20 protein-coding genes and 1 tRNA gene are annotated in these 21,515 nt (G+C 43.7%); 12 read left to right on the top strand and 9 right to left on the bottom strand.

All coding sequences use genetic code 11. The features are described from left to right. Positions 1-100: 100 nt before the first annotated feature. Entirely contained in the window at positions 101-1,216 is a 1,116-nt protein-coding gene (ald, locus tag sps_RS05300) for an alanine dehydrogenase (protein ID WP_077751579.1), read from the bottom strand. Positions 1,217-1,395: 179 nt separating this feature from the next. Between ald and lrp the strand changes: the two genes are divergently transcribed. The 7 genes from lrp (at position 1,396) to sps_RS29060 (ending at position 8,568) form a co-directional block, all read left to right on the top strand. Continuing rightward, a complete protein-coding gene (gene lrp / locus sps_RS05295) occupies positions 1,396-1,902 on the top strand; it encodes a leucine-responsive transcriptional regulator Lrp (RefSeq protein ID WP_077751578.1) in 507 nt (168 codons plus the stop codon). 181 nt (positions 1,903-2,083) lie between these two features. Next, positions 2,084-4,603 (top strand): DNA translocase FtsK, encoded by a 2,520-nt coding sequence (locus tag sps_RS05290; protein ID WP_149027218.1) that lies wholly within the window; start codon positions 2,084-2,086, stop codon positions 4,601-4,603. Between the two features lie 70 nt (positions 4,604-4,673). Then, positions 4,674-5,300, top strand: coding sequence for an outer membrane lipoprotein periplasmic chaperone LolA (gene lolA / locus sps_RS05285; protein WP_077751576.1), 627 nt, complete (start codon positions 4,674-4,676; stop codon positions 5,298-5,300). A 16-nt stretch (positions 5,301-5,316) separates the two neighbouring features. Next, a complete protein-coding gene (locus tag sps_RS05280) occupies positions 5,317-6,648 on the top strand; it encodes a replication-associated recombination protein A (RefSeq protein WP_077751575.1) in 1,332 nt (443 codons plus the stop codon). After that, the gene (gene crcB, locus sps_RS05275) at positions 6,641-7,015 is read left to right on the top strand and encodes a fluoride efflux transporter CrcB (protein ID WP_077751574.1); all 375 of its coding nucleotides are present in this window, start codon (positions 6,641-6,643) and stop codon (positions 7,013-7,015) included. Before sps_RS05280 ends, crcB begins: the two co-directional genes overlap by 8 nt. 18 nt (positions 7,016-7,033) lie before the next feature. Then, the gene (serS, locus tag sps_RS05270) at positions 7,034-8,320 is read left to right on the top strand and encodes a serine--tRNA ligase (RefSeq protein WP_077751573.1); all 1,287 of its coding nucleotides are present in this window, start codon (positions 7,034-7,036) and stop codon (positions 8,318-8,320) included. 125 nt (positions 8,321-8,445) lie between these two features. Further along, the gene (locus tag sps_RS29060) at positions 8,446-8,568 is read left to right on the top strand and encodes a hypothetical protein (protein ID WP_257788642.1); all 123 of its coding nucleotides are present in this window, start codon (positions 8,446-8,448) and stop codon (positions 8,566-8,568) included. 99 nt (positions 8,569-8,667) lie between these two features. On the opposite strand, the gene sps_RS05265 is transcribed toward sps_RS29060, so the two are convergent. The 6 genes from sps_RS05265 to punR all read right to left on the bottom strand — a co-directional run bounded on the left by sps_RS05265 (position 8,668) and on the right by punR (position 11,937). After that, positions 8,668-9,003: a TusE/DsrC/DsvC family sulfur relay protein gene (locus tag sps_RS05265; protein WP_077751572.1), complete on the bottom strand. Its 336-nt coding sequence runs from the start codon at positions 9,001-9,003 to the stop codon at positions 8,668-8,670. Continuing rightward, positions 9,000-9,281 carry a sulfurtransferase complex subunit TusB gene (gene tusB, locus sps_RS05260; RefSeq protein ID WP_077751571.1) on the bottom strand — a complete coding sequence of 94 codons (282 nt, stop codon included), beginning with the start codon at positions 9,279-9,281 and terminating at the stop codon, positions 9,000-9,002. Before tusB ends, sps_RS05265 begins: the two co-directional genes overlap by 4 nt. Beyond that, positions 9,281-9,637 carry a sulfurtransferase complex subunit TusC gene (tusC, locus tag sps_RS05255; RefSeq protein WP_077751570.1) on the bottom strand — a complete coding sequence of 119 codons (357 nt, stop codon included), beginning with the start codon at positions 9,635-9,637 and terminating at the stop codon, positions 9,281-9,283. The genes tusB and tusC overlap by 1 nt, the downstream gene beginning before the upstream one ends. Beyond that, positions 9,637-10,026 (bottom strand): sulfurtransferase complex subunit TusD, encoded by a 390-nt coding sequence (tusD, locus tag sps_RS05250; RefSeq protein ID WP_077751569.1) that lies wholly within the window; start codon positions 10,024-10,026, stop codon positions 9,637-9,639. Before tusD ends, tusC begins: the two co-directional genes overlap by 1 nt. Positions 10,027-10,167: 141 nt before the next feature. Beyond that, positions 10,168-10,830: a Bax inhibitor-1/YccA family protein gene (locus sps_RS05245; RefSeq protein WP_077751568.1), complete on the bottom strand. Its 663-nt coding sequence runs from the start codon at positions 10,828-10,830 to the stop codon at positions 10,168-10,170. A 204-nt stretch (positions 10,831-11,034) separates the two neighbouring features. Beyond that, entirely contained in the window at positions 11,035-11,937 is a 903-nt protein-coding gene (punR, locus tag sps_RS05240) for a DNA-binding transcriptional activator PunR (protein ID WP_077751567.1), read from the bottom strand. A 131-nt stretch (positions 11,938-12,068) separates the two neighbouring features. On the opposite strand from punR, the gene punC reads away from it, so the two are divergent. The 3 genes from punC to sps_RS05225 all read left to right on the top strand — a co-directional run bounded on the left by punC (position 12,069) and on the right by sps_RS05225 (position 14,777). Next, positions 12,069-13,328 (top strand): purine nucleoside transporter PunC, encoded by a 1,260-nt coding sequence (gene punC / locus sps_RS05235; protein WP_077751566.1) that lies wholly within the window; start codon positions 12,069-12,071, stop codon positions 13,326-13,328. Between the two features lie 121 nt (positions 13,329-13,449). Next, positions 13,450-13,540 (top strand) — tRNA-Ser (locus sps_RS05230). Positions 13,541-13,922: 382 nt separating this feature from the next. Next, the gene (locus tag sps_RS05225; protein ID WP_077751565.1) at positions 13,923-14,777 is read left to right on the top strand and encodes an META domain-containing protein; all 855 of its coding nucleotides are present in this window, start codon (positions 13,923-13,925) and stop codon (positions 14,775-14,777) included. A gap of 106 nt (positions 14,778-14,883) precedes the next feature. On the opposite strand, the gene sps_RS05220 is transcribed toward sps_RS05225, so the two are convergent. After that, positions 14,884-18,105 (bottom strand): efflux RND transporter permease subunit, encoded by a 3,222-nt coding sequence (locus sps_RS05220; RefSeq protein ID WP_077751564.1) that lies wholly within the window; start codon positions 18,103-18,105, stop codon positions 14,884-14,886. A 3-nt stretch (positions 18,106-18,108) separates the two neighbouring features. Continuing rightward, positions 18,109-19,302 (bottom strand): efflux RND transporter periplasmic adaptor subunit, encoded by a 1,194-nt coding sequence (locus sps_RS05215; RefSeq protein ID WP_077751563.1) that lies wholly within the window; start codon positions 19,300-19,302, stop codon positions 18,109-18,111. A gap of 436 nt (positions 19,303-19,738) precedes the next feature. On the opposite strand from sps_RS05215, the gene sps_RS05210 reads away from it, so the two are divergent. Next, on the top strand, positions 19,739-20,113 hold the full coding sequence (locus tag sps_RS05210) for a hypothetical protein (protein ID WP_077751562.1): 375 nt from the start codon (positions 19,739-19,741) through the stop codon (positions 20,111-20,113). Positions 20,114-20,959: 846 nt separating this feature from the next. Continuing rightward, the gene (gene tssB, locus sps_RS05205; protein WP_077751561.1) at positions 20,960-21,448 is read left to right on the top strand and encodes a type VI secretion system contractile sheath small subunit; all 489 of its coding nucleotides are present in this window, start codon (positions 20,960-20,962) and stop codon (positions 21,446-21,448) included. Positions 21,449-21,515: the final 67 nt, after the last annotated feature.

Here is a 21,515-nt window from a genome sequence, read left to right as displayed (position 1 = left end):
CCTACATGGGGTAAAGTCTTGTCTGACGATTCTTTTAGATTGTTCTAATCGAAAAAAGGGAGCCTAGGCTCCCTTTAGTAACACAAACTCACTCAATTGATTAGCTGAGTAAGATCTTTGGCTCGACGAACTCTAAGTTTAATGCTTCGGCTACTTCTTTACAGGTGATCTTACCGTGCATGACGTTTAGGCCATTAAGGAGATGCTTATCCTGGAGTAGAGCTTTTCTATAACCAAGATTGGCAAGCTTAATGATGTACGGCAATGTGGCATTATTAAGTGCAAACGTTGAAGTACGTGCAACAGCGCCGGGCATGTTAGCCACACAGTAATGAACCACATCATCGACGATATAAGTTGGGTCTTGGTGTGTGGTTGCATGTGATGTCTCAATACAACCACCTTGATCGATGGCAACATCGACGATTGCAGAGCCAGGCTTCATTTTAGCGATATGTTCTTTAGTCACAAGCTTAGGCGCCGCCGCGCCAGGAACCAGTACACCACCAATCACAAGATCGGCTTCCAATACATGCTTTTCGATGGCATCGGCAGTAGAATAGATGGCCTTAACGCGATTATCAAACTGAGCATTAAGACGACGTAATGCATCTATGCTGCGGTCTAAGATAACGACATCGGCGCCAAGTCCTACAGCCATTTGAGCCGCGTTAGTCCCCACCATGCCACCACCTATGATGACGACTTTAGCTGGTTCAACACCAGGTACGCCGCCAAGTAGCATGCCACGTCCACCCATAGATTTTTCCAAGGCCATAGCACCGGCTTGGATAGACATACGACCTGCGACTTCTGACATAGGTGCAAGTAGGGGAAGGGTGCCCCGGTCATCGGTGACTGTTTCATAGGCGATACAAACTGATCCACTTTTGATTAAGTCTTCAGTTTGTGGGAGATCTGGTGCCAGATGTAAGTAAGTGAATAACAGTTGATCTTCACGCAACATCGCACGTTCTACTGCTTGTGGTTCTTTCACTTTTACGATCATTTCTGACTTGGCAAACACTTCGGCAGCAGTGCCTAATATAGATGCCCCAACATCGATATAATCTTGATCTGTAAAACCAATTCCGTTTCCAGCGTTAGTTTCAATGAATACCTCATGACCTTTAATAGTCAATTCACGTACACTTGAAGGGACCATACCAACACGATACTCGTGGTTTTTGATTTCTTTAGGTACACCAATTATCATCTTCGAGCCTCAATCTGCATAAAAACCCATGTTTTATGGGTTTAATTGTTATTTGTCGTGTCCTGAACGTGATTGTTTCAGGGAAATCTAGTATAGTATTACTTCAGTAGTTTATGCTGCTGAACTTTTGACATACGTAGTGATAAATGTTGTTTTAGTGATAAAGCAAGGTTAAAAATATGCTTAATAATAAAAAAAGTCCTATAAAAGACTTAGATCGTATAGATCGAAACATACTTAATGAGTTACAGACAGATGGACGCATTTCTAATGTTGAACTGTCTAAACGAGTAGGTTTAAGCCCCACACCTTGCCTTGAGAGAGTTAAAAGACTTGAGAAGCAGGGGTATATCAATGGATATACTGCATTAGTGAATCCCCATTTCTTGGGTGCTTCATTGCTGGTGTTTGTGGAAATTACACTGAATCGTGATAGTTCCGAAGTATTTGATAAATTTAATCGTGCAGTTCAGTTGTTGGACGACATTCAAGAATGTCATCTAGTGTCTGGCGATTTCGACTACTTGTTGAAAACACGTGTATCAGATATGTCGGCTTATCGACGCTTATTAGGTGAAACTTTACTCAAGTTGCCCTCGGTTTCTGACACTCGTACTTACGTTGTGATGGAAGAAGTTAAGCAAACCAATAAAGTTGCAATCAACGTTACAGCCGAAACTTTATAGACTCGGTGAGTAACGTACCCAAAAGGAGCCAAGTATGGCTCCTTTTTTATTTTGAGCGAAAAATGCGCACTATCATTAATTATCATAAAGATAATGCCTATAACTAGGCTAAATCGCTGCAAACCCCTGTCATATTTGGTATCTTAAGCTCACCTGTCTTCATCTTTTTATGGGTTTTCATTTGGCTAAGGGAAATAGTGTTAAAACGCTCAGCGGAGTGCAGCGTCTTTTAGAGGGGAGCCTCATCCTATGCTGCATGCTGGCAACATATATACTTCTATCACTCAGTAGTTTTGACTCTTCAGATCCTGGCTGGAGTCAGTCAAATTTCGAGGGTGATATTCAGAATGTCACTGGTGCAGTAGGTGCCTGGATGGCCGATGTCTTGTTCTATTTTTTCGGATATACCGCCTACATTATTCCTATTATCGTGGCATTAACGGGCTGGCTGCTATTTAAACGTACCCATAAGTTATTAGAAATAGATTATTTCTCTGTGGGACTCAGGCTTATTGGCTTTTTGTTGATCGTATTCAGCTTAGCGGCTTTAGGCAGCATGAATGTCAATGATATCTATGATTTCTCTGCCGGTGGTGTATCGGGTGATGTGATCCGTGATGCCATGTTGCCTTATTTTAATCAGCTAGGCACGACACTCTTGTTACTCTGCTTCGTTGGTGCAGGCTTTACACTCTTAACGGGGATCAGCTGGCTAACGGTTATCGATCTTACCGGACACGGTGCCATCTGGATTTTTAATCTATTACGTGGATTACCCGAGCGCGTTAAAAGCCGAACTTCTGAGACTGAAGACACTCGAGGCTTTATGTCTGTGTTCGATAAGTTTAAAGAAAAGCGTGCCCTGAGAGCTGAGCGTGTAGAGTGGCATGATAATAGCGAGGCTCAGGATGGCTTTGATTATAAAGATTTAGAACAGGCCAGTAATGACATCCAGGAAACTAAGTTTGAAGCAAGGACACAGCTTCCAAGCATGGAAGCCGAGGGTGTCATTGAAATGCCAAGTGCAGACGCAAATACTGATGATACTATCGATTTCGGTACTAAGGCATCCACTGGCGCAGTTAATCAAGCTCAACGTCAAGAACAAGGTAGCGCAAAAAGCCAAGTACAAGAGTCGGCAAAAATCGTCGATGGTATCGTGGTCCTACCGGGTCAAGATGTAGAACAAGCCAAGAAGCCTGTGACGCCGCTACCGTGTATTACATTACTCGATGTGCCCAATAGGAAGACGAATCCCATTAGTCGTGAAGAATTAGAACAGGTCGGCGCCTTGGTTGAGGTTAAGCTTGCCGATTTTAATATTGTCGCCAAAGTGATAGGCATCTTTCCCGGTCCCGTGGTTACACGCTTCGAACTAGATTTGGCGCCGGGTGTTAAAGCCTCTAAAATCACCAATTTATCGAAAGATTTGGCTCGTTCGTTACTGGCTGAGAGTGTTCGAGTCGTTGAAGTTATTCCAGGGAAAGCCTATGTCGGGCTTGAATTGCCTAATAAGTTCCGCGAAACCGTATTCATGCGGGATGTGCTCGACAGTAAAGAGTTTTCGGAAAATGAGTCACACCTGAGTATGGTGCTTGGTCAAGATATCGCCGGTGATCCTGTGGTCGTAGATCTAGGCAAGATGCCTCACTTGCTGGTTGCTGGTACGACAGGTTCTGGTAAATCTGTCGGCGTTAACGTGATGATCACGAGTTTGCTGTATAAGTCTGGCCCGGATGATGTACGCTTTATCATGATCGATCCTAAAATGTTGGAGCTTTCAGTTTACGAAGGTATTCCGCATTTGTTGTGTGAAGTCGTTACCGACATGAAAGAAGCGGCTAACTCCTTGCGTTGGTGTGTCGGTGAGATGGAGCGCCGATATAAGCTGATGTCTGCCTTAGGTGTACGAAATCTTAAAGGCTATAACGCAAAAATTAAACATGCAAAAGCGACGGGAGCTCCGCTATTTGATCCTTTATGGAAATCATCGGATAGCATGGAACCAGAGGCTCCAGAGCTAGAAAAGTTACCTTCAATCGTGGTCATCGTTGATGAATTTGCCGACATGATGATGATTGTGGGTAAGAAGGTTGAGGAGTTAATTGCACGTATTGCACAGAAGGCCCGCGCCGCAGGGATCCATTTGATTCTCGCCACACAGAGACCTTCGGTGGACGTGATAACCGGACTTATTAAGGCAAACATACCAACGCGAATGGCGTTCCAGGTGTCTAGTCGAATAGATTCTCGTACCATTTTAGATCAACAGGGTGCGGAAACCTTATTGGGTATGGGTGACATGTTATACCTTCCTCCTGGTACCAGTGTACCCATTCGAGTGCATGGTGCCTTTATTGATGATCATGAAGTTCACGCGGTTGTTGCAGATTGGCATAGCCGAGGCAAGCCGCAATATATTGATGAAATTATTAATGGTTCCACCGAAGGAGAGCAGGTGTTGCTGCCAGGTGAGACCAGTGAATCAGATGATGATACCGATGCACTCTATGATGAGGCTGTTGCCTTCGTTACCGAAACACGCAGAGGGTCTATTTCGAGTGTACAGCGTAAATTTAAGATAGGTTACAATCGCGCAGCGCGGATCATTGAACATATGGAATCTCAAGGAGTGGTCAGCTCTCAGGGACATAACGGTAATCGAGAAGTACTGGCGCCACCTCCGCCTAAAACCTATTAGTGAGTCTTTGGTCAGTGAAGTTGTAAACTTTGACCGAAGGTGAGAACAGAATTTGTTAGAAGGAAAGATCATGAGAAAAAGTATAACTTTATTGGCAATGGCACTGCCCTTGATGGCATCACAGTTTGCCGTTGCCGATGAATCGCCCGCATTGAGAGCCAAATTAGAACAAGTGGCGACACTTAAAGCAAACTTCAGTCAAGTCGTGACAGACATTAATAATAAACAGATTCAAAAAGGCAATGGCGTGTTTGCTTTAGCTTACCCGAATCAGTTTTACTGGCATCTTACTGAACCTGACGAGTCGCTGATTGTCGCTGATGGTACCGATGTGTGGATCTATAACCCATTTGCCGAGCAGGTCTCTGTGATGGATCTTAATCAAGCGATCACGGCGTCGCCCATCGCTCTGCTCGTTCATAGAGATGAAGCAACTTGGGCGCAGTATTCAGTGAGCCTGAAAGGCGAATGTTTCGATATAAAACCTAAGAGTGTCGATGCCGGTGTCGAGTCGGTCAAGGTCTGTTTTAAAGACAAGACCTTGACTCAGATGGTGCTAGAAGATCAGCAGGGCAATGTCAGTTCATTTGAGTTATCTGATCAGACTCCCATCACTGATGCAGAGAAGTCATTATTTAAGTTTACCCTGCCTGATGATGTTGATATTGACGATCAACGCTTAAATGCCGTTAATTAACAGCTAAGAGAGATAAGTGTCTAGTTTTAGTTTCGATTTCGCCCCGGATTTCAGACCTTTGGCCGCACGTATGCGGCCCGAAGTGCTGGAACAATATATAGGTCAATCTCACCTGCTAGGTGAGGGCAAGCCGCTTCGAACAGCTCTCGAAGCCGGACGGGCTCATTCGATGTTGTTCTGGGGGCCGCCGGGGACGGGAAAAACGACGCTGGCCGAGCTCGTAGCCCATTATGCCAATGCCCATGTTGAACGTATTTCAGCGGTCACTTCCGGCGTGAAGGAGATCCGCACGGCGATAGAACATGCTAAAAATGTCGCAGAGTCTCGTGGTCAAAGAACCTTACTCTTTGTCGATGAAGTACACAGGTTTAATAAGAGTCAGCAAGATGCTTTTTTACCGTTTATCGAAGATGGAACGGTCATTTTTATCGGCGCGACCACAGAAAACCCCTCATTTGAAATCAATAATGCTCTGTTATCCCGAGCGCGGGTCTATCTGATTAAGAGACTGACTAATGATGAGATAATTCAAATTGTCAGACAGGCATTAACGGATGATGAGCGTGGTCTGGGTAAAAGGCAGCTTAACATACCAGATCCTGTGGCCGAAAAACTGGCCAATGTATGTGATGGTGATGCTCGTAAAGCCCTTAACTTAATTGAATTGATGAGTGACATGATTGCCGATGGTGAGTCATTCACCGAACAGATGATCATCGAAGTTGCCGGTCAACAGCTCGCGGGGTTCGATAAGAATGGCGATCAGTTCTACGATCTCATCTCTGCAGTACATAAATCGATTCGAGGTTCTGCACCCGATGCTGCGCTTTACTGGTTCTGTCGAATGCTAGAAGGGGGCTGCGATCCTCTGTATATTGCACGTAGGCTACTTGCCATAGCTTCTGAAGATATAGGCAATGCCGATCCAGTCGCCATGACTGTTGCACTTAACGCATGGGAATGTTTTCATCGAGTTGGCCCTTCAGAAGGTGAGCGCGCGTTAGCACAAGCCATCGTCTATCTCGCCAGTGCGCCCAAGAGTAACGCTGTGTATACTGCGTTCAAGGCCGCCCGTCAACTGGCGCGAGAAACGGGTCAAGATGCAGTACCTGAGCATCTACGTAACGCACCGACTCAGTTAATGCAAGATCTTGGTTATGGTGAAGGTTACCGCTATGCCCATGATGAACCTAACGCCTATGCCAGTGGGGAGAATTATTTTCCTCAAAGGTTAGCTCAGAGCCGATTTTATTACCCAACAGAACATGGCTTCGAGAAGCGGATCAAGGCCAAATTAGAGCATCTTGCTCAGCTCGATAAAGACAGTGAGGTTAAACGGTATGAATAATATTCTATTTGTTGCCCTGGGGGGATCGATTGGTGCAGTTTTTCGTTATCTGATCTCAATTTTCATGGTTCAGCTATTTGGCTCTGCATTTCCTTTTGGTACACTGTTAGTCAATATCCTGGGCTCCTTTATGATGGGCATTATTTATGCTTTGGGCGAGGTCAGTGAAGTCAGTCCTGAAATTAAAGCTATGGTTGGTGTAGGTCTGTTAGGCGCACTCACCACATTTTCAACTTTTTCCAACGAAACTCTGTTACTCATTCAGAGTGGGGCTTGGTTAAAGGCATTTTTTAATATCACTCTGAACCTTTGCCTGTGTATATTCATGGTCTATTTGGGACAGCAGTTGGTTTTTTCTCGCATTTAACTATTAAGAATATAAAACATGTTAGATCCAAAATTTTTGCGTAACGAATTAGAAGTCACGGCTGAGCGTTTGGCCACCCGAGGTTTTATTCTGGATGTTGACCGTCTCAGTAAGTTAGAGGAAAAGCGTAAGTCATTGCAAATGGCTACCGAAGAACTGCAAGCGTCCCGTAACGCTATCTCGAAATCAATCGGTCAGGCGAAAGCAAAGGGTGAAGATGTTGCGCCTATCATGGCTAAAGTGGGCGATCTTGGTGCTGAATTGGATGCAAAAAAATCTGAGTTATCAGGACTATTAGCAGAACTTAGCGCCATCGCAATGAGCGTGCCTAATTTACCCGACGAGTCAGCCCCTTTGGGCGCAGACGAGAGTGAGAACGTCGAAATTCGTCGCTGGGGTACACCTAAAGAATTCAATTTTGAAGTCAAAGATCATGTGGATCTTGGTGAGGCACTCGGTGGCTTAGATTTCAAGAATGCGGTTAAATTAACCGGTTCTCGTTTCATCATCATGAAAGGTCAGATTGCTCGTATGCATCGTGCACTGGCTCAGTTCATGTTAGATTTACACACAGATGAACACGGTTATACAGAGACTTATGTCCCTTTACTGGTTAACGAAGACAGCTTGTTAGGTACGGGGCAGTTACCGAAATTTGGTGAAGACCTATTCCACACTCAACCTGCTACAGAAGAAGGCCAGGGTCTTAGCCTTATCCCAACGGCTGAAGTTCCATTGACCAATATCGCTCGTGATACCATCATAGATGAAGATGAGCTGCCGCTTAAGTTCACCGCTCATACGCCTTGTTTCAGAAGTGAGGCAGGCTCATATGGCCGTGATACTCGTGGTCTTATTCGTCAGCACCAATTTGATAAAGTCGAGCTAGTTCAGCTGGTCAAGCCTGAAGATTCGATGGCTGCGCTAGATGCATTAACGGGTCATGCCGAGACTGTGCTGCAGAAGTTGGATCTTCCATACCGCACCGTTATTCTTTGTACCGGTGATATGGGCTTTGGCGCGAGCAAGACCTATGACATCGAAGTCTGGTTGCCGGCTCAGAATACCTATAGAGAGATTTCATCTTGTAGCAATATGCAAGATTTTCAGGCCCGTCGTATGCAAGCTCGTTACAAGGCAAAGTCAGCTAAGAAACCTGCATTATTGCATACCTTAAATGGCTCTGGACTCGCAGTTGGTCGTACTTTAGTCGCAGTGCTTGAAAACTATCAGAATGCAGACGGCAGTATCACAGTGCCAGAAGTGTTGCGTCCGTATATGAATGGACTCGAAAAAATAGGCTAATATTAGCTATGATTTAACTCACGCCACTTAGCGCTTATGGGACTTGGTGGCAGTGAGTGATACCCATTGGTATTAATCAATACTGTTTTAAAAATCAAAAGAACAAAACAAAGCAGGAATAGCAAATGGATAGTGGTAGGCGCTACTTTCAGTGGCTTAGCTATGTGGTGATCATCTGTGCATTTGGCGTGATCATGTTTGCGACATTTGGCGAAGCCGCATTAATTATTCTAAAGAATATTATCTAACTTCATTTGAAACCTCTATTGAGCAACATCAGCTCGATAGAGGTTTTTTGTGAGAAAAAATGCTTGTTCAAGGGGGTAATCAGATTATACCTATTGGTATTATATACACTTTGCTGGTTTTGGCAGACCCGCTATCTTAGTCGCTTGTTTCGCCGGTCCAATCGGAAATAGGGTGTACAGGTATTTGGAGTTACCTTTATCAGCGCCTAGCTTTTGGCCGATGGCCTTGACCAATACTCGAATCGCTGGACTGGTCTTAAACTCTAAGTAGAAGTCGCGTACGAAAAAGATCACTTCCCAGTGTGCAGTGGTGAGCTCAATATCCTCATCCTGGGCGATAATCTTGGCAATCTCTTCATTCCAATCACTGACCTGCTTAAGGTATCCTTGAGGGTCTGTCTCTATTTTTTTGTCTTGATAATCTATGTGGTTCACCAGGTGATCACCTTTTTATGAATTAACGCTTGTTGTACAAATTCTTTATGATCGATACATGTGTAGTCACTGAGTTGCAGAGTGAGTCCACGAGCCTCTACGTCGCTTTTTAGCAAGAAAACCTGCCTACCTTGCAGCGCAACTTTCCATTTAGCTTCTAAGGTGGCATAAACGCCATTGCCTGAGAGTAAAAAACTGTCAGTTTGACCGCCATAGTTAAGGGCACAGCTTAATGCATTGTCTTGATTCGGTGAAGTTTGTATATGGTGTAAGATCATTAGAAAACTAAAACCTCGTCTGCTACCTGTAACTGGGCTGTTATGTTCTGACTCGTGACCTTTTCAACCGAGATGGTTAACTCACTATTGACCAGCCCGAAGCGCTCTAGCGAGCTCTGACAAGCCAACACGGTTTCGATATCGTATAGCGCTAGTGCTCCGAATGTCGCGATATAGTCTTTTGCTCCGGCATATTCAGGTTGCTGCTCCGGGAGCAGATGGAGTACACCTTCATCGACAAAAATTAAGCTGACTTCTTGCTCGAAACTGGCACTGAGTAAGGCGAGATCTAAGGCTTCTCTGCCATGAGGTGTACCGTGAGGGGCACGACGAAAAATAATCATTAGCTTTTTCATTAAAAACTCACCAATCGGTCAGCGCTTTCTAACCCTGTGACTAATTCACCCAGGCCACCCATAGTGAAGGGGGCATGCATATTCCAATGGGAAGCCTGATTTTCTTTGGCTTCAGTCTCAGAAATGATGCCTCGTCTTAACGCGGCAGAAACACAGTTAACTAACTCGAGGCGATATTTTTCTGATAACTCAATCCAAGCGCGCGTCAGATCAAACTCGTCCGATGCTGGGCTATTGAGGCTACTTGTATTGAAGACGCCATCTTGATAGAAGAAGACACGAACGATTTCGTGACCCGATTCGAGGGCTGCTCTTGAAAATTGGTAGGCGTTATAACTGGCTGAACTCGAATAAGCTGCGCCATTGACCTGAATGATAAATTTGCTCATGGTTATACTTAACAATAGCTGTGACTATGATGATTACTTTAAGAAAGGCAAAAAAATAGCCCCATTATGGGGCCATTATAACGTATTAACGCAAACTGAAACGTGTTATTTCCTCGAGGGGAAATACATCGTCAGTTGTGATTAATCGTCGCTGCCACCAATGCCCATTAGATGAAGAAGGGCAATGAACAGGTTGATGAAATCCAGGTACAAGGCGACAGTGGCACGTATGTAGTTCGTTTCACCACCGTTTACGATACGGCTAGTATCATAAAGGATGAAGCCTGTCATCAGTAATGCAATACCTGCATTCAGCGCCATAAATACCACACCGCTCCCGATGAAGATATTCGCTATACCCGCTACGATGGCAATAACAAGGCCGGCAATCAAGAAACCACGTATGAAAGAGAAATCTTTCTTAGTGGTAATGGCGTATCCAGAAAGAGTGATAAAAACCACTGAAGTTAAGCCTAATGCCTGCATGATCAACTGAGGACCGTTTGCCATGCCCGCGTAATGATTTAGGATGTACCCAAGAGAAGCACCCTGCATACCGGTAAAGGCAAATACCCAAAAAAGGCCAGCACCTGTGTCTGCTTTTCTCAATGTGACAAATAACAAGACTAAGCTACCAATCGATAGTCCGAGTGACATCATGGGGCTAATGGCCAATGCCATGGCTAATCCTGCACACACGGCAGAGAAAGCTAATGTCATTGAAAGTAGCATGTAAGTGTTTTTTAGAAGCTTATTCACTTCCAGTGTGGAAGCTCCTGTTGAATACATTGTCTGTTGCGTCATAAATCTCTCCAGTGACCCTTAAAATCGAGTGTTGTACTTGATGCTTGTAATTAGAGGGTGATTAAGTCAAAGAGTTCCATATTCCTTGATTAAGCCCTATACATGTTTGCACGTTATAGAATCATACCTTAGCTTGATAAGGGGTGAAAGACACAAAGTGTATTTTGCCTCTTCAAGCGGTGAATAATGTGTGATTTTCTGTGTTTATAGAAACCAATCCTTGTGTAATTTTTCACTATCGCCTAAATAATCCAGTACCCAAGACATGGCTGGTGATTTATTTGCACCATTCCAAGCCAAGCAACATGGACTTGGGGTCCTTGGTCGCTCTAGATCTTTGAGTATTAAAGCGCCAGCATTTATAAATGGCTCGGCAAAGTGTAGCGGCATATAACCTATACCTAGGCCTTCACGGAAACAGTTTATTGCTCTTATCCAATCGGGAACCACTAAGCGGCGTTGGTTATCCAATAACCAGGTCATACGTTTGGGAATTTCACGAGAGGTATCCTCAAGACAAATTGAAGGATATTGGCGTAATTCATCATCGGTTAATGGTCGTTCGATATTAGCCAGTGGATGATGCTTACTGACGAGGAAGGCCCATTCTATTTCACCCATATCCCTGAAATGATACTCGCCGCCAACAGGAATGGCTGTGGTCGCCCCAATGGCAATATCGCTGCGTCCAGTAGCAATTGACTCCCAGACTCCATTGAATACCTCGATGCGAATGATGAGTTCGACATTGGTGAACTCCCGATAGAAATCGGCAATGAGTACACTGATCTTGTCGGCACGAACAATATTATCGAAGGCGATGGATAATGTCGGTTGCCAACCATTAGCGATACGTTTGGTATCATCTTTCATTGAGGCCATGTTCGTTAACAAAACCCGAGTTTGTTTAACGAAATGTTCACCGGCTAAGGTTAAGCTGACACTGCGGTGATGGCGTTCAAATAAAGTGACGCCTAATTCTTCCTCTACCTGTTTTACTGCATAACTGACAGCCGAAGGTACTTTATGTAATTTATTGGCCGCCGCAGTGAAACTACCCACCCGTGCTACCATGTCGATCAATTGCAGCGATTGTTCAGAAAGCATACCCGCATATCCTTGCTGTGAGTTTTTTTGAAGGCTGATATCAAAATTAAACGTTTCACTTCAGTATTGCAAGTGATTAGACTGCGCAGCCAATGTAATTATCTTTAGTTTCTTATTAGTAGTAATCTTTTATGAATTCAGTAAATAATACCAAGTACTTCTTTTTTCTATCTTACTTAGCTTTGCTCAGCATGCTAGGTTTTATTGCCACCGACATGTATCTTCCCGCGTTTAAAGCGATTGAAAATACTATGCAAGCATCACCAGCCCAAGTTGCCAGTACACTCACTAGCTTTCTTGCTGGTCTGGCTATTGGCCAACTATTGTATGGTCCATTAGTTCAACGTATCGGCAAGCGTAACTCTTTGCTCGTTGGTTTAGCCATTTTTGCAGCTGCCAGTTTTTCAATTGCATCGAGTGAGACGGTATTCGCTTTTAATGTATCGCGTTTCTTTCAAGCACTAGGAGCTTGTAGTGCCGGCGTTATTTGGCAAGCTATTGTCATAGAAAAATACGATGCAGCCAAGGCTCAGAGAGTATTTTCGAACATCATGCCCCTAGTGGCGCTTTCACCTGCTTTAGCGCCTTTATTAGGTGCATTAGTATTAGAAAGCACAGGTTGGCAGAGTATTTTCATGATTTTAACCGGGCTGGCCGTCTTCCTTATGTTGATGACAATAGTATTTGTGCCCAAAGAAATGACTCAAGATCATGAGGCAAGTCAGACTCGCGCGATTTCTAATTGGGGTCTGTTAAAAAATACAAAGTATCTGGGTAATGTGCTTATCTTCGGTGCTTGCTCCGGTGCATTTTTTGCCTATCTAACTGTGTGGCCAATCGTCATGGAGCAACATGGATTCGCCGCCAAAGAGATTGGGCTGAGTTTCATTCCACAGACTGTTATGTTTATCGTCGGTGGTTATGCCAGTAAAATATTGATAAAGAAAGTTGGGACTGAAAAATCACTCTCTGTGTTACTCATTGTATTCACTCTGTGCGTATTAGCCATAGTGGCAAGTACACTGGTGTTTACTTTCGATAGCTTGCTGCCATTGTTAATTTCTTTCTCAGTTTTAGCCGCCGCAAATGGCGCAATCTACCCAATAGTCGTCAACAATGCGCTACAAGAGTTTACTGATAATGCGGCGAAGGCGGCTGGTCTGCAAAACTTCTTACAGATAAGTATTGCCTTTGGGGCTTCAAGTTTAGTTGCTATCTGGGCAGCGCTTGGGGAAGTCGCAATAGGCTGGGGAATACTTGTCTGTGCAATTGGTGTTTTCGCAGGCTATTGGTTGAGAAAGCAGAGTTCCTGGTCTCAGGTAAAAGCTAATTTTGTCACACCTGATCCTGCTCGTATTGCGCTAAACAGTGATAAAACAGATAAAAGTTGACATAAAATAGTCAAACCGTGTCAATATTGACCGTTCAATCTCATTTAGGGCTTCTTATGATGAAAATGTGCATTTGAGGCCTTTACAAGACTGATGTGTCACTATATTATTCGCGGCGTTCGGAGAGATGGCAGAGTGGTCGAATGCACCGGTCTTGAAAACCGGCATGGGTTTATAGCCCATCTAGGGTTCAAATCCCTATCTCTCCGCCACATTTAAGAAAAAGGCTCATCAGAAATGATGGGCCTTTTTTCGTTTAAGAAGTTGATAGGCATGTGAACCTTTGGGCTCCTCTTGTGTAAAGTCAGCTTTCTCTCCGTATTATTTTATTGATTGATGTAAGCACGAAATAGGCATACTAGATACCATATTACTCGCTGCTAATTTGAAGAACTTTTAAATTTTAACAGTGTGTAGTAGGTTCATCATGTCTGTTGCTTCTTGTATAACCATAAGTTTTCAAAGGCTATTACTTTGTTAATTTACTCTGTTTTTTGCGGTAATTTCTTGTTCTTTAGTCTCAATTAGTTCACTGTCGGGCTTTTTACAGGATGGCGTGTTCATCTTGTAGCGGTACATAAAAGGAATTACTTTATGAAGTTTAGAATGAACAAACTCGCCTTAGCCTCTTCGGTCTTACTTTCTGCTTTCGTATTACAGGCATGTGATAGTGGCTCTACGACGCCGAATCAAGATACAGCGACAACTGTAAAACAAGTCACAGCTGAGGTCACCGCAATGAAAACTCTGGATATCAATGTTATCTATCTAGATCGTAGAATGCTGCCACCTAATGCTGTACTCGAGGTGACACTGGAAGATATTTCTAAGGCAGATGCAGCCTCAGATGTGATCGCTACTCAGTCCGTAAAAGGTATTGGCACACCTCCTTATGCCGTGAGTATCGAATATGATGCCAGTAAGATACAAGATAGAAACAGATATAGCCTGCGTGCGACGATTAAAGTCGAAGACAGCCTAATATTCACATCGACGACTAGCATAGATCCATTCGCCGAGGGCCAGACTAAGCCTATCGAGATTAAAGTGGACCGAGTCGCTCATGCAAAGACGGCCGAATCAGATAACATAGCCAATGCCGAGTTTACTAATACTTATTGGAAATTGATGAGTTTGGCTGAAGCCCCTGCGAAATTGGGCGCCGGCGAGAAAGAGCTCTTTATCCAATTCGTTGCTGAGAAAAATGTCATCAAGGGGTTCTCTGGTTGTAATAACTTCACCGGCGCTTTCGAGGCTAATGAAGGTAAGTTAACCATGGGGCCAGTAGCGGGTACGCGTAAGATGTGTATGGAAGGTATGGAGCAGGAGCAAGCATTCCTTAAATCTATCGGCGAGTTTGCCAGCTACAGCGTCAATGGAGAAGCATTGACAGTAAAGAGCAACAAGGGTGAGTTAATCGCGACTTTCGAGTCTCGTTACATGAACTAGTCTTTATTCTGACAAATAATAGGTTTGCCAGATCAGGAAAGTATAATATAAAAATGCCGCTCGAAATGTCGAGCGGCATTTTATTTAGTTGATATAAATCTAAGACCTATTTTATCAACTCTGGCTCCATGGCGTGATCATCGTCATGCTGAACACGTGACTTGCTGCCGACCAACTTTTTAATATCTTCAATAGCAAGATACAAGCAAGGGATCAGCATCAGAGTGACCACAGTGGCAAACAAGACACCGAAGGCGAGGGAGGTCGCCATAGGGATCACCATCTTAGCTTGCATACTGGTTTCTGTCATGATGGGCATCAAGCCGATAAAGGTGGTCAGTGAGGTCAACATAATGGCTCGGAAACGTCTACAACCCGCCTCAAGTACCGCCGTCTTCATCGCAATTCCAGCCTCACGGGACTTGTTGATGTAATCGACCATCACCAATGAGTCATTCACCACTACACCCGCTGCAGCTATGATGCCGAATAGGGAGAGTGCGCTTAAGTCGATTCCCATGATCATATGACCAAGCACTGAGCCTATGACGCCGAAGGGGATAACAGACATGATCATGAGAGGCTGGGAGTATGACTTCAGTGGGATAGCTAATAGGCTATAGATAATCAACATGGAGATGATAAAGTCTCTCAGTTGAGTCTTAGCACTGTCCATCTGCTCCTGGATATTGCCCGACACTTCACTTTGTACTCGCGGATATTTCTTTAGCAGCTGAGGCATAAAGTTATCACGAATGTCCTGAGCCAGTTTGAAGGGCTCGGCCTGATCGGCATCCACTGAGGCCCATACATTGATGGTTCGGTTACCGTTTTCACGGCGAATGCCATTGACCCCTTGAGTGACTGTAATATTGACCACTTCAGAGAGGGGGACTTCGGCACCTTGTGGGGTGACAATCAATACCTCACTGACCTGAGCGATGGAGTTTCGTTCTCTCTCTGGGTAGCGCAGCATCACTTTTATCTCAGAGCCATTTCTCAAGATACGTTGGGCTTCTAAGCCATAGAAACTATTACCCACCTGGGAGGCTATATTGGCTAAAGTAAGACCCAGACCATAGGCCTGAGGCTTGAGCTCAAATTGCACCTCTTTCGCACTGGATTGGCGACTGTCGTTGACATCACCCACACCTTTGAGGGAGTTAAGTTTAGCCTTGAGCTCTTTCGAGGCAGCAATCAATTGCTGCTCATCTTTTCCTTCCAGGCGGAAACTGATATCACCATCGTCACGACCACCACCGAACAAGTTATCCTGAATTTCGAATGACTTCATTCCCGGTATGAGCGGCATGGCTTGGCGCCATAACTCAGCAAGCTCAAAGGTATCTAATGGCCTTAGTTCAGGATCCACCAGCTTGGTCATTACTTCAGCCGAAGTACGCCCCCTAAGATCGACCTGCATGTCTGAGATCATGCCTTGGCCATATTGCTCTTCTAACCGTTTATCTACGTCATAAATAGCCTTTTCAATTGCGAGTGCCGCAGATAACGTCGCTTTCTCCGATGCATCCACGTTCATCTCGAAATTCACTCGAGGAAAATCATGAGGGATCTTGGGCTGACCGATGAAGCGGATCATGCCACCAGCATAGAGTCCGGCGCAGATCAGTATGAAACTGATAAACAGCATAATAACGGTATAACGATACTTGACGGCGCTGGTAAGTGCCGGCCGATATATATTTTGAATAAAATACTGTAAACCTGAATCGACCTTGCCTTGGATAAAGTTCACGCCATTACGTAACCAATCCAAAGGATTTCTCGAGCCTGGTTTTACCTTGGTTCTGGGTTTCATTCTGGCCAAATGCGATGGCAAGATGAGCTTAGACTCGACCAGTGAAAATATCAGACATAAGATCACGATATAGCCTATGGCTTTACCGAAAGCTGAGGAGGGACCATCATCGAGGGTCAGTGGCAAAAATGCCGCTATGGTCGTCAGTACGCCGAATGTTGCGGGCATGGCGACCCGCTTCACACCACGGATGACATTCTCCAAGCTTTGACCATTCTTTTCACATTCATCATGGGCACTTTCCCCCATGACGATGGCATCATCCACCACGATACCCAGTACCAAGATGAAGGCAAACAGGCTGATCACATTCACTGTGACATCGATCATAGGCATAGGCATGAAGAGTAGGGTGCCAAGGAAACAAACCGGTAGACCCATCATGACCCAAAATGCCAGGCGCACCCGCAGGAACAGGGCTAACATAAGAAAGACAAGTACTGCACCAGTTTTCATGCTATCTAACATGAGATCTAAACGGCCTTCCAAGTAGTAGGTCATGTCAACCCAGGTCTCTAGTTTAAGCCCGTCTGGTAGCACTTCCTGTTTCTGAGCCACGTAGGCTTTAACTACTTCGGCCACATCTGTCATGCTTTGATCATTCGCCGCACCGATAAAAAAGGTGACCGAGTTTTTACCGTTAAACTTCGAATATTGAATGCCTTCCTGAAATCCATCTATCACAGTGGCTATATCACCTAAGAGCACATTGGTGCCATCTTGCAAGGTGATTAAAGGCAGGTTCTCGAATTCATAGCCTACATAAGCCTGGTTTTGAATTCTAAGGTTGATGTAACCATTTTCGGCACGGATCTGACCCGCAGACATGTTACGGGAGAAACCTCTAACTGCGTCGGCGACATCGTTGAAGGTGAGTCCAAATTCACGCAACCTGTCACGGCTGACTTCGATAGCTATCTCATAATCCAGTCCGCCATAAAAATCGGTGATATTCACCAAAGGTAACTGCATCAACTCATCATGGATTTTCTCACCTAATTCCTTGAGTTGTTTCGGCGTCATATCACCGTACAAACTCATATAGAGCACTTCCTGACGCAACTTAATACGCTCGACTTTAGGCCTCTCCATACCATCGGGGAAACTGGATATGGAATCGATTTCAGATTTGATTTCGTCTAGCACGATTTGTGGATCGTAAGAGTCCTCGATTCGAAAATATCCCGTGGCCGAGTTTCGATTAGAATAGGTGATCACACGTTTGAGACCCTGGACACTCTCCAGCGCCTCTTCAACTTTTATGGTGATCCCTTCTTCTACTTCTTGTGGCGCCGCGCCGGGATAGAAGGCGTTAAACTCGACCCAGTTGATCTCTATCTGAGGGAAAAACTGCTTACGTATCGTGTCGGCGGTCAAGAGACCACCTAATATAATAATGAGCATCAAGAGGTTAGCTGCAACACTATTGCGGGCAAACCAGGCTATGATGCCCGTTTGTGTATCTTGGTGGGCACTAGAAGGTACCTGAGATTCTTTGTTATCTGACATGGATTATTCCTTCTCTTCCATGGCGAGTTGCGTCTCAGACTCTTCGGGTTCATCGTCTTGCTGCAGCAGTTTGTCTTCCGGTAGCGCGAGTTGCATCCCTTCAATGGGATAATCGAGGGCTGAGGTGATCACATTCATGCCTTGATCTAATCCTGCGGATATCACCACTTCTGCTCCGAATTGACGGATGACGTTAACGGTTTTATAGGTCAGCTTATTATCATCATCCAATACGGCAATTTGCCCATTGACTACAAGGTGCCTTGGTAACACAGTGACATCACCTGCCTGAGTGCCTGCAATGTTAGCGGTAACATAAGAACCAAACCTGAGTTCGCTCTTTTTTGATGCTAACCCATAAGGGTCTAGGACTTCGGCGACCAGATAGGTCATACGGCTGAGTTTATCGATAACCCCTTCGCTACGCACTATGGTGCCTGTCCACTCCTGCGGCTTGCCGCCAAGGTCTGCAACGAGTGTCACTTGTGCATGCTTACCTTTATTGATCAGGTATTGGATCTCTTTATCGGCTAAAGGCAACCGTATTTCGGCTTTATGGGTACTTAACACTTTTCCTAGGGGAGTTCCCATGCTCACATAAGAACCTAAACCAATGTTGCGACTTTCTATGAGGGCATCGTAGGGTGCCTTGATCACTGTACGTTCAACGTTGCGCAGAGCACGTTTAAGGCCTGCTTCTGTGGAATTAAGTTTGGCTATCTCTTGGGCGAGCTGGGGCTTACGTAGACTTAACTCTGAGGGGACGCCATCTTTAATGCGCTTCCACTCCTCTTCAGCAACCTTTCCATAAGCTTTTTCCTGCACTAAGGTTGCTCTTGCCGAAGCAAGGCTCGCTTTAGCATCGATAAGATCGGCATCATAATCACTGGGATCTATTTTCGCGAGCATGTCGCCTTTCTTAACGAATCCCCCGCGAACGAAGCTTTCGGACAGGTAAATGATTTCGCCATTAACTTGTGAAACCAGTTCAGTTTCATACTTTGCGTTGACTACGCCGTAGGAGCTAACTGAAAAGGTCATAGGGCTGAATTCAACCTGTTTAACGGCGACTAAAGGCGTATTGTCTACCGCTTCCTTCTCTTGGGGGGGCTTTTTCAAGGCTGACATTGCAAGGAAACCACCGATCCCGAGGGATAATACGACAATAGGCAATATAATCTGTTTTTTTGTAGCCACGAACACTTCCTCTTGTTGAAGCTTGGATTTTATATTTTTTGTAGAACAGCCTTATGTGGCTCATTCAAATTAATACATTGGCGAAAGACTTTTTTTGACTTATATATGTTAAATCATCTGTGCTGATGTTACATGTCCATTGTGTAAAATTGTATGTCGTCATTCATGATGGTTTTGTGACCAAGGTGGCGTTGTCTTAATCGTTGTAAATACAGGTTTTTAACTCGGTCACCGTATTGGTTATAGTTTGCGCAATATGTAAACATATTTAACTAATCTACAGATCTCCCATTTATCGCCCATAATTTGATCGACATCACGATCTCTTTAGGTCTGAGTGTTAATCTGAACTGACTAACTGCACACACCTGTCAGATAAACAGACAGAATTTTTTGATAAATTCAATTTTGCTCATGCTAAGATCAAGGAGATATTATGAGTGATTTAGATCATAGGTTTGGTGTAAAAGAAGCCAACTTAGTCGTCAGGTATTTAAAGCTTGAGGGGATAACACCAAAGAACAGAGACAAACTAGTGTCTAGTATTGATCTGATTGTCGGTATCGATAGTGTTTCATATGATGAGTCAGTAAAGACATTAAAAATTGCCTACGATGCGAGTCATTGTGATCTGGACTTGTTCGAAAGATTAATTCAAGCTCAGGGTGGCGCGCTCTCTCTTGGAGTATGGACTAAGGTCAAAGAGGGTTTTTATAAGTATGTGGATCAGAATGTGAAAGATAATGCAGAGCACGATCCATATTGTAATAACGCCTTACCTAAATCCTTACCTGGAAGCAGGAAGAGATAAGGCGATATATACTCGTTCAAATCATGAAAAATTGTTACTTTCATTAATTTGTCTTTGTCGGTTGCCCGCTTTAAAAGCCTGCAACCCTCCAACCTCCTCTCATCCAGCTCAATCTGTCTAAGTATGGAGAATAAAAATAATTATTAGCGAACATTCGCTCATCTCATTTTTAATCGTGGCGTTCACTATTTTCTTCCTAAAAAATGCAAGGAATCTAAGACGAGAACTGGATGATTGGCATTTTTTTACTTTATACAAAATATTGTCTTAGAACGCAATGGTCAAAGGCTTACAAGGTTAATCTAAGATCTCTCCCTAAGATAAATATTTATATAAACAAATATATTAATTAGCAGTTATGAAATTCATGATCTAGATGAAATGAAAATTTATTCCTGAGTTTTATTATTCAAAAATCTTATAAAAGATTATTTTTTTAATTATAAATACTCGGCTAAATGTATTTATTTGTATCGATAAAACGAACTAAATCTACATTTTTTTGTAGTGATAATCATGATGTAACATGCTGTTTATTATTGGTGAGCTGGGTTTTTTACTGATTTGTTCTATTATGTGGGACACTTGTTCCAGTTATTTTTATTAACATTTATGCAACTTGCCTTAATTAATGTTTGTGAATTATTCGCTTGCGATTAAAAATTTGTTAGTTAGAATCAGCGTATTCTATTTACTTGATTGACTTTATCTAGGAACACTATCTTATTTAGTAAGTCAATAGGTAGAAAGAGGGGGGATACCCTTAAGAAACATATTTCAATGTAGTAAATATATAATTGTTTGGATTAGGTTTTTACCTATATAGCCGTATATGGAGATATTAAAATGGCAAAAGATGGCACAGTTGCACCTAAAGAACGTATAAACATCAAATATGTACCCGCAACAGGCGACCAACAGGCTGAAATGGAACTTCCGCTGAAAATGTTGATCGTTGGTGATTTTAAAGGACACCCCGAAGATACTCAGCTCGAAGAAAGAAAATCCGTTTCAATCAATAAAAATAATTTCGAATCTGTCATGAAAGAAAGTGAACTGTCAATTAAAGCTACCGTAGCCAATAATTTGACAGATAACGAATCTGATGAGCTGGATATCGAATTAAACTTCACATCATTAAAAGATTTTTCTCCCGATTCTATTGCGGAACAAATTCCGGAAATTAAAAAACTTATCGAATTGAGAGAAGCCTTAGTTGCCCTAAAGGGGCCACTGGGAAATATCCCTTCATTTAGAACCAAGCTGCAAGAACTCATTGAGACCGAAGATTCTCGGGAACAATTACTGGCAGAACTTCAAAAGCTAGACAGTTAATCCAGACAGTATTATTTACTCAGATTTTATACGAATGAAGGGATAAACCGATCTCGTCATTCGACGA

Source organism: Shewanella psychrophila (assembly GCF_002005305.1).
GTDB classification, from domain to species: Bacteria; Pseudomonadota; Gammaproteobacteria; order Enterobacterales; family Shewanellaceae; genus Shewanella; species Shewanella psychrophila.
Note: the sequence above shows the minus strand (reverse complement) of the source record. Positions and strands in the feature narration are given on the sequence as shown.

What these genes read in the sequence shown, in the direction of transcription:
- ald (WP_077751579.1), bottom strand. Translation starts at nt 1,216, where the DNA reads ATGATAATTGGTGTACCTAAAGAAATCAAAAACCACGAGTATCGTGTT.
- lrp (WP_077751578.1), top strand. Translation starts at nt 1,396, where the DNA reads ATGCTTAATAATAAAAAAAGTCCTATAAAAGACTTAGATCGTATAGAT.
- lolA (WP_077751576.1), top strand. Translation starts at nt 4,674, where the DNA reads ATGAGAAAAAGTATAACTTTATTGGCAATGGCACTGCCCTTGATGGCA.
- crcB (WP_077751574.1), top strand. Translation starts at nt 6,641, where the DNA reads ATGAATAATATTCTATTTGTTGCCCTGGGGGGATCGATTGGTGCAGTT.
- serS (WP_077751573.1), top strand. Translation starts at nt 7,034, where the DNA reads ATGTTAGATCCAAAATTTTTGCGTAACGAATTAGAAGTCACGGCTGAG.
- sps_RS29060 (WP_257788642.1), top strand. Translation starts at nt 8,446, where the DNA reads ATGGATAGTGGTAGGCGCTACTTTCAGTGGCTTAGCTATGTGGTGATC.
- tusB (WP_077751571.1), bottom strand. Translation starts at nt 9,281, where the DNA reads ATGATCTTACACCATATACAAACTTCACCGAATCAAGACAATGCATTA.
- tusC (WP_077751570.1), bottom strand. Translation starts at nt 9,637, where the DNA reads ATGAAAAAGCTAATGATTATTTTTCGTCGTGCCCCTCACGGTACACCT.
- tusD (WP_077751569.1), bottom strand. Translation starts at nt 10,026, where the DNA reads ATGAGCAAATTTATCATTCAGGTCAATGGCGCAGCTTATTCGAGTTCA.
- sps_RS05245 (WP_077751568.1), bottom strand. Translation starts at nt 10,830, where the DNA reads ATGACGCAACAGACAATGTATTCAACAGGAGCTTCCACACTGGAAGTG.
- punR (WP_077751567.1), bottom strand. Translation starts at nt 11,937, where the DNA reads ATGCTTTCTGAACAATCGCTGCAATTGATCGACATGGTAGCACGGGTG.
- punC (WP_077751566.1), top strand. Translation starts at nt 12,069, where the DNA reads ATGAATTCAGTAAATAATACCAAGTACTTCTTTTTTCTATCTTACTTA.
- sps_RS05225 (WP_077751565.1), top strand. Translation starts at nt 13,923, where the DNA reads ATGAAGTTTAGAATGAACAAACTCGCCTTAGCCTCTTCGGTCTTACTT.
- sps_RS05220 (WP_077751564.1), bottom strand. Translation starts at nt 18,105, where the DNA reads ATGTCAGATAACAAAGAATCTCAGGTACCTTCTAGTGCCCACCAAGAT.
- sps_RS05210 (WP_077751562.1), top strand. Translation starts at nt 19,739, where the DNA reads ATGAGTGATTTAGATCATAGGTTTGGTGTAAAAGAAGCCAACTTAGTC.
- tssB (WP_077751561.1), top strand. Translation starts at nt 20,960, where the DNA reads ATGGCAAAAGATGGCACAGTTGCACCTAAAGAACGTATAAACATCAAA.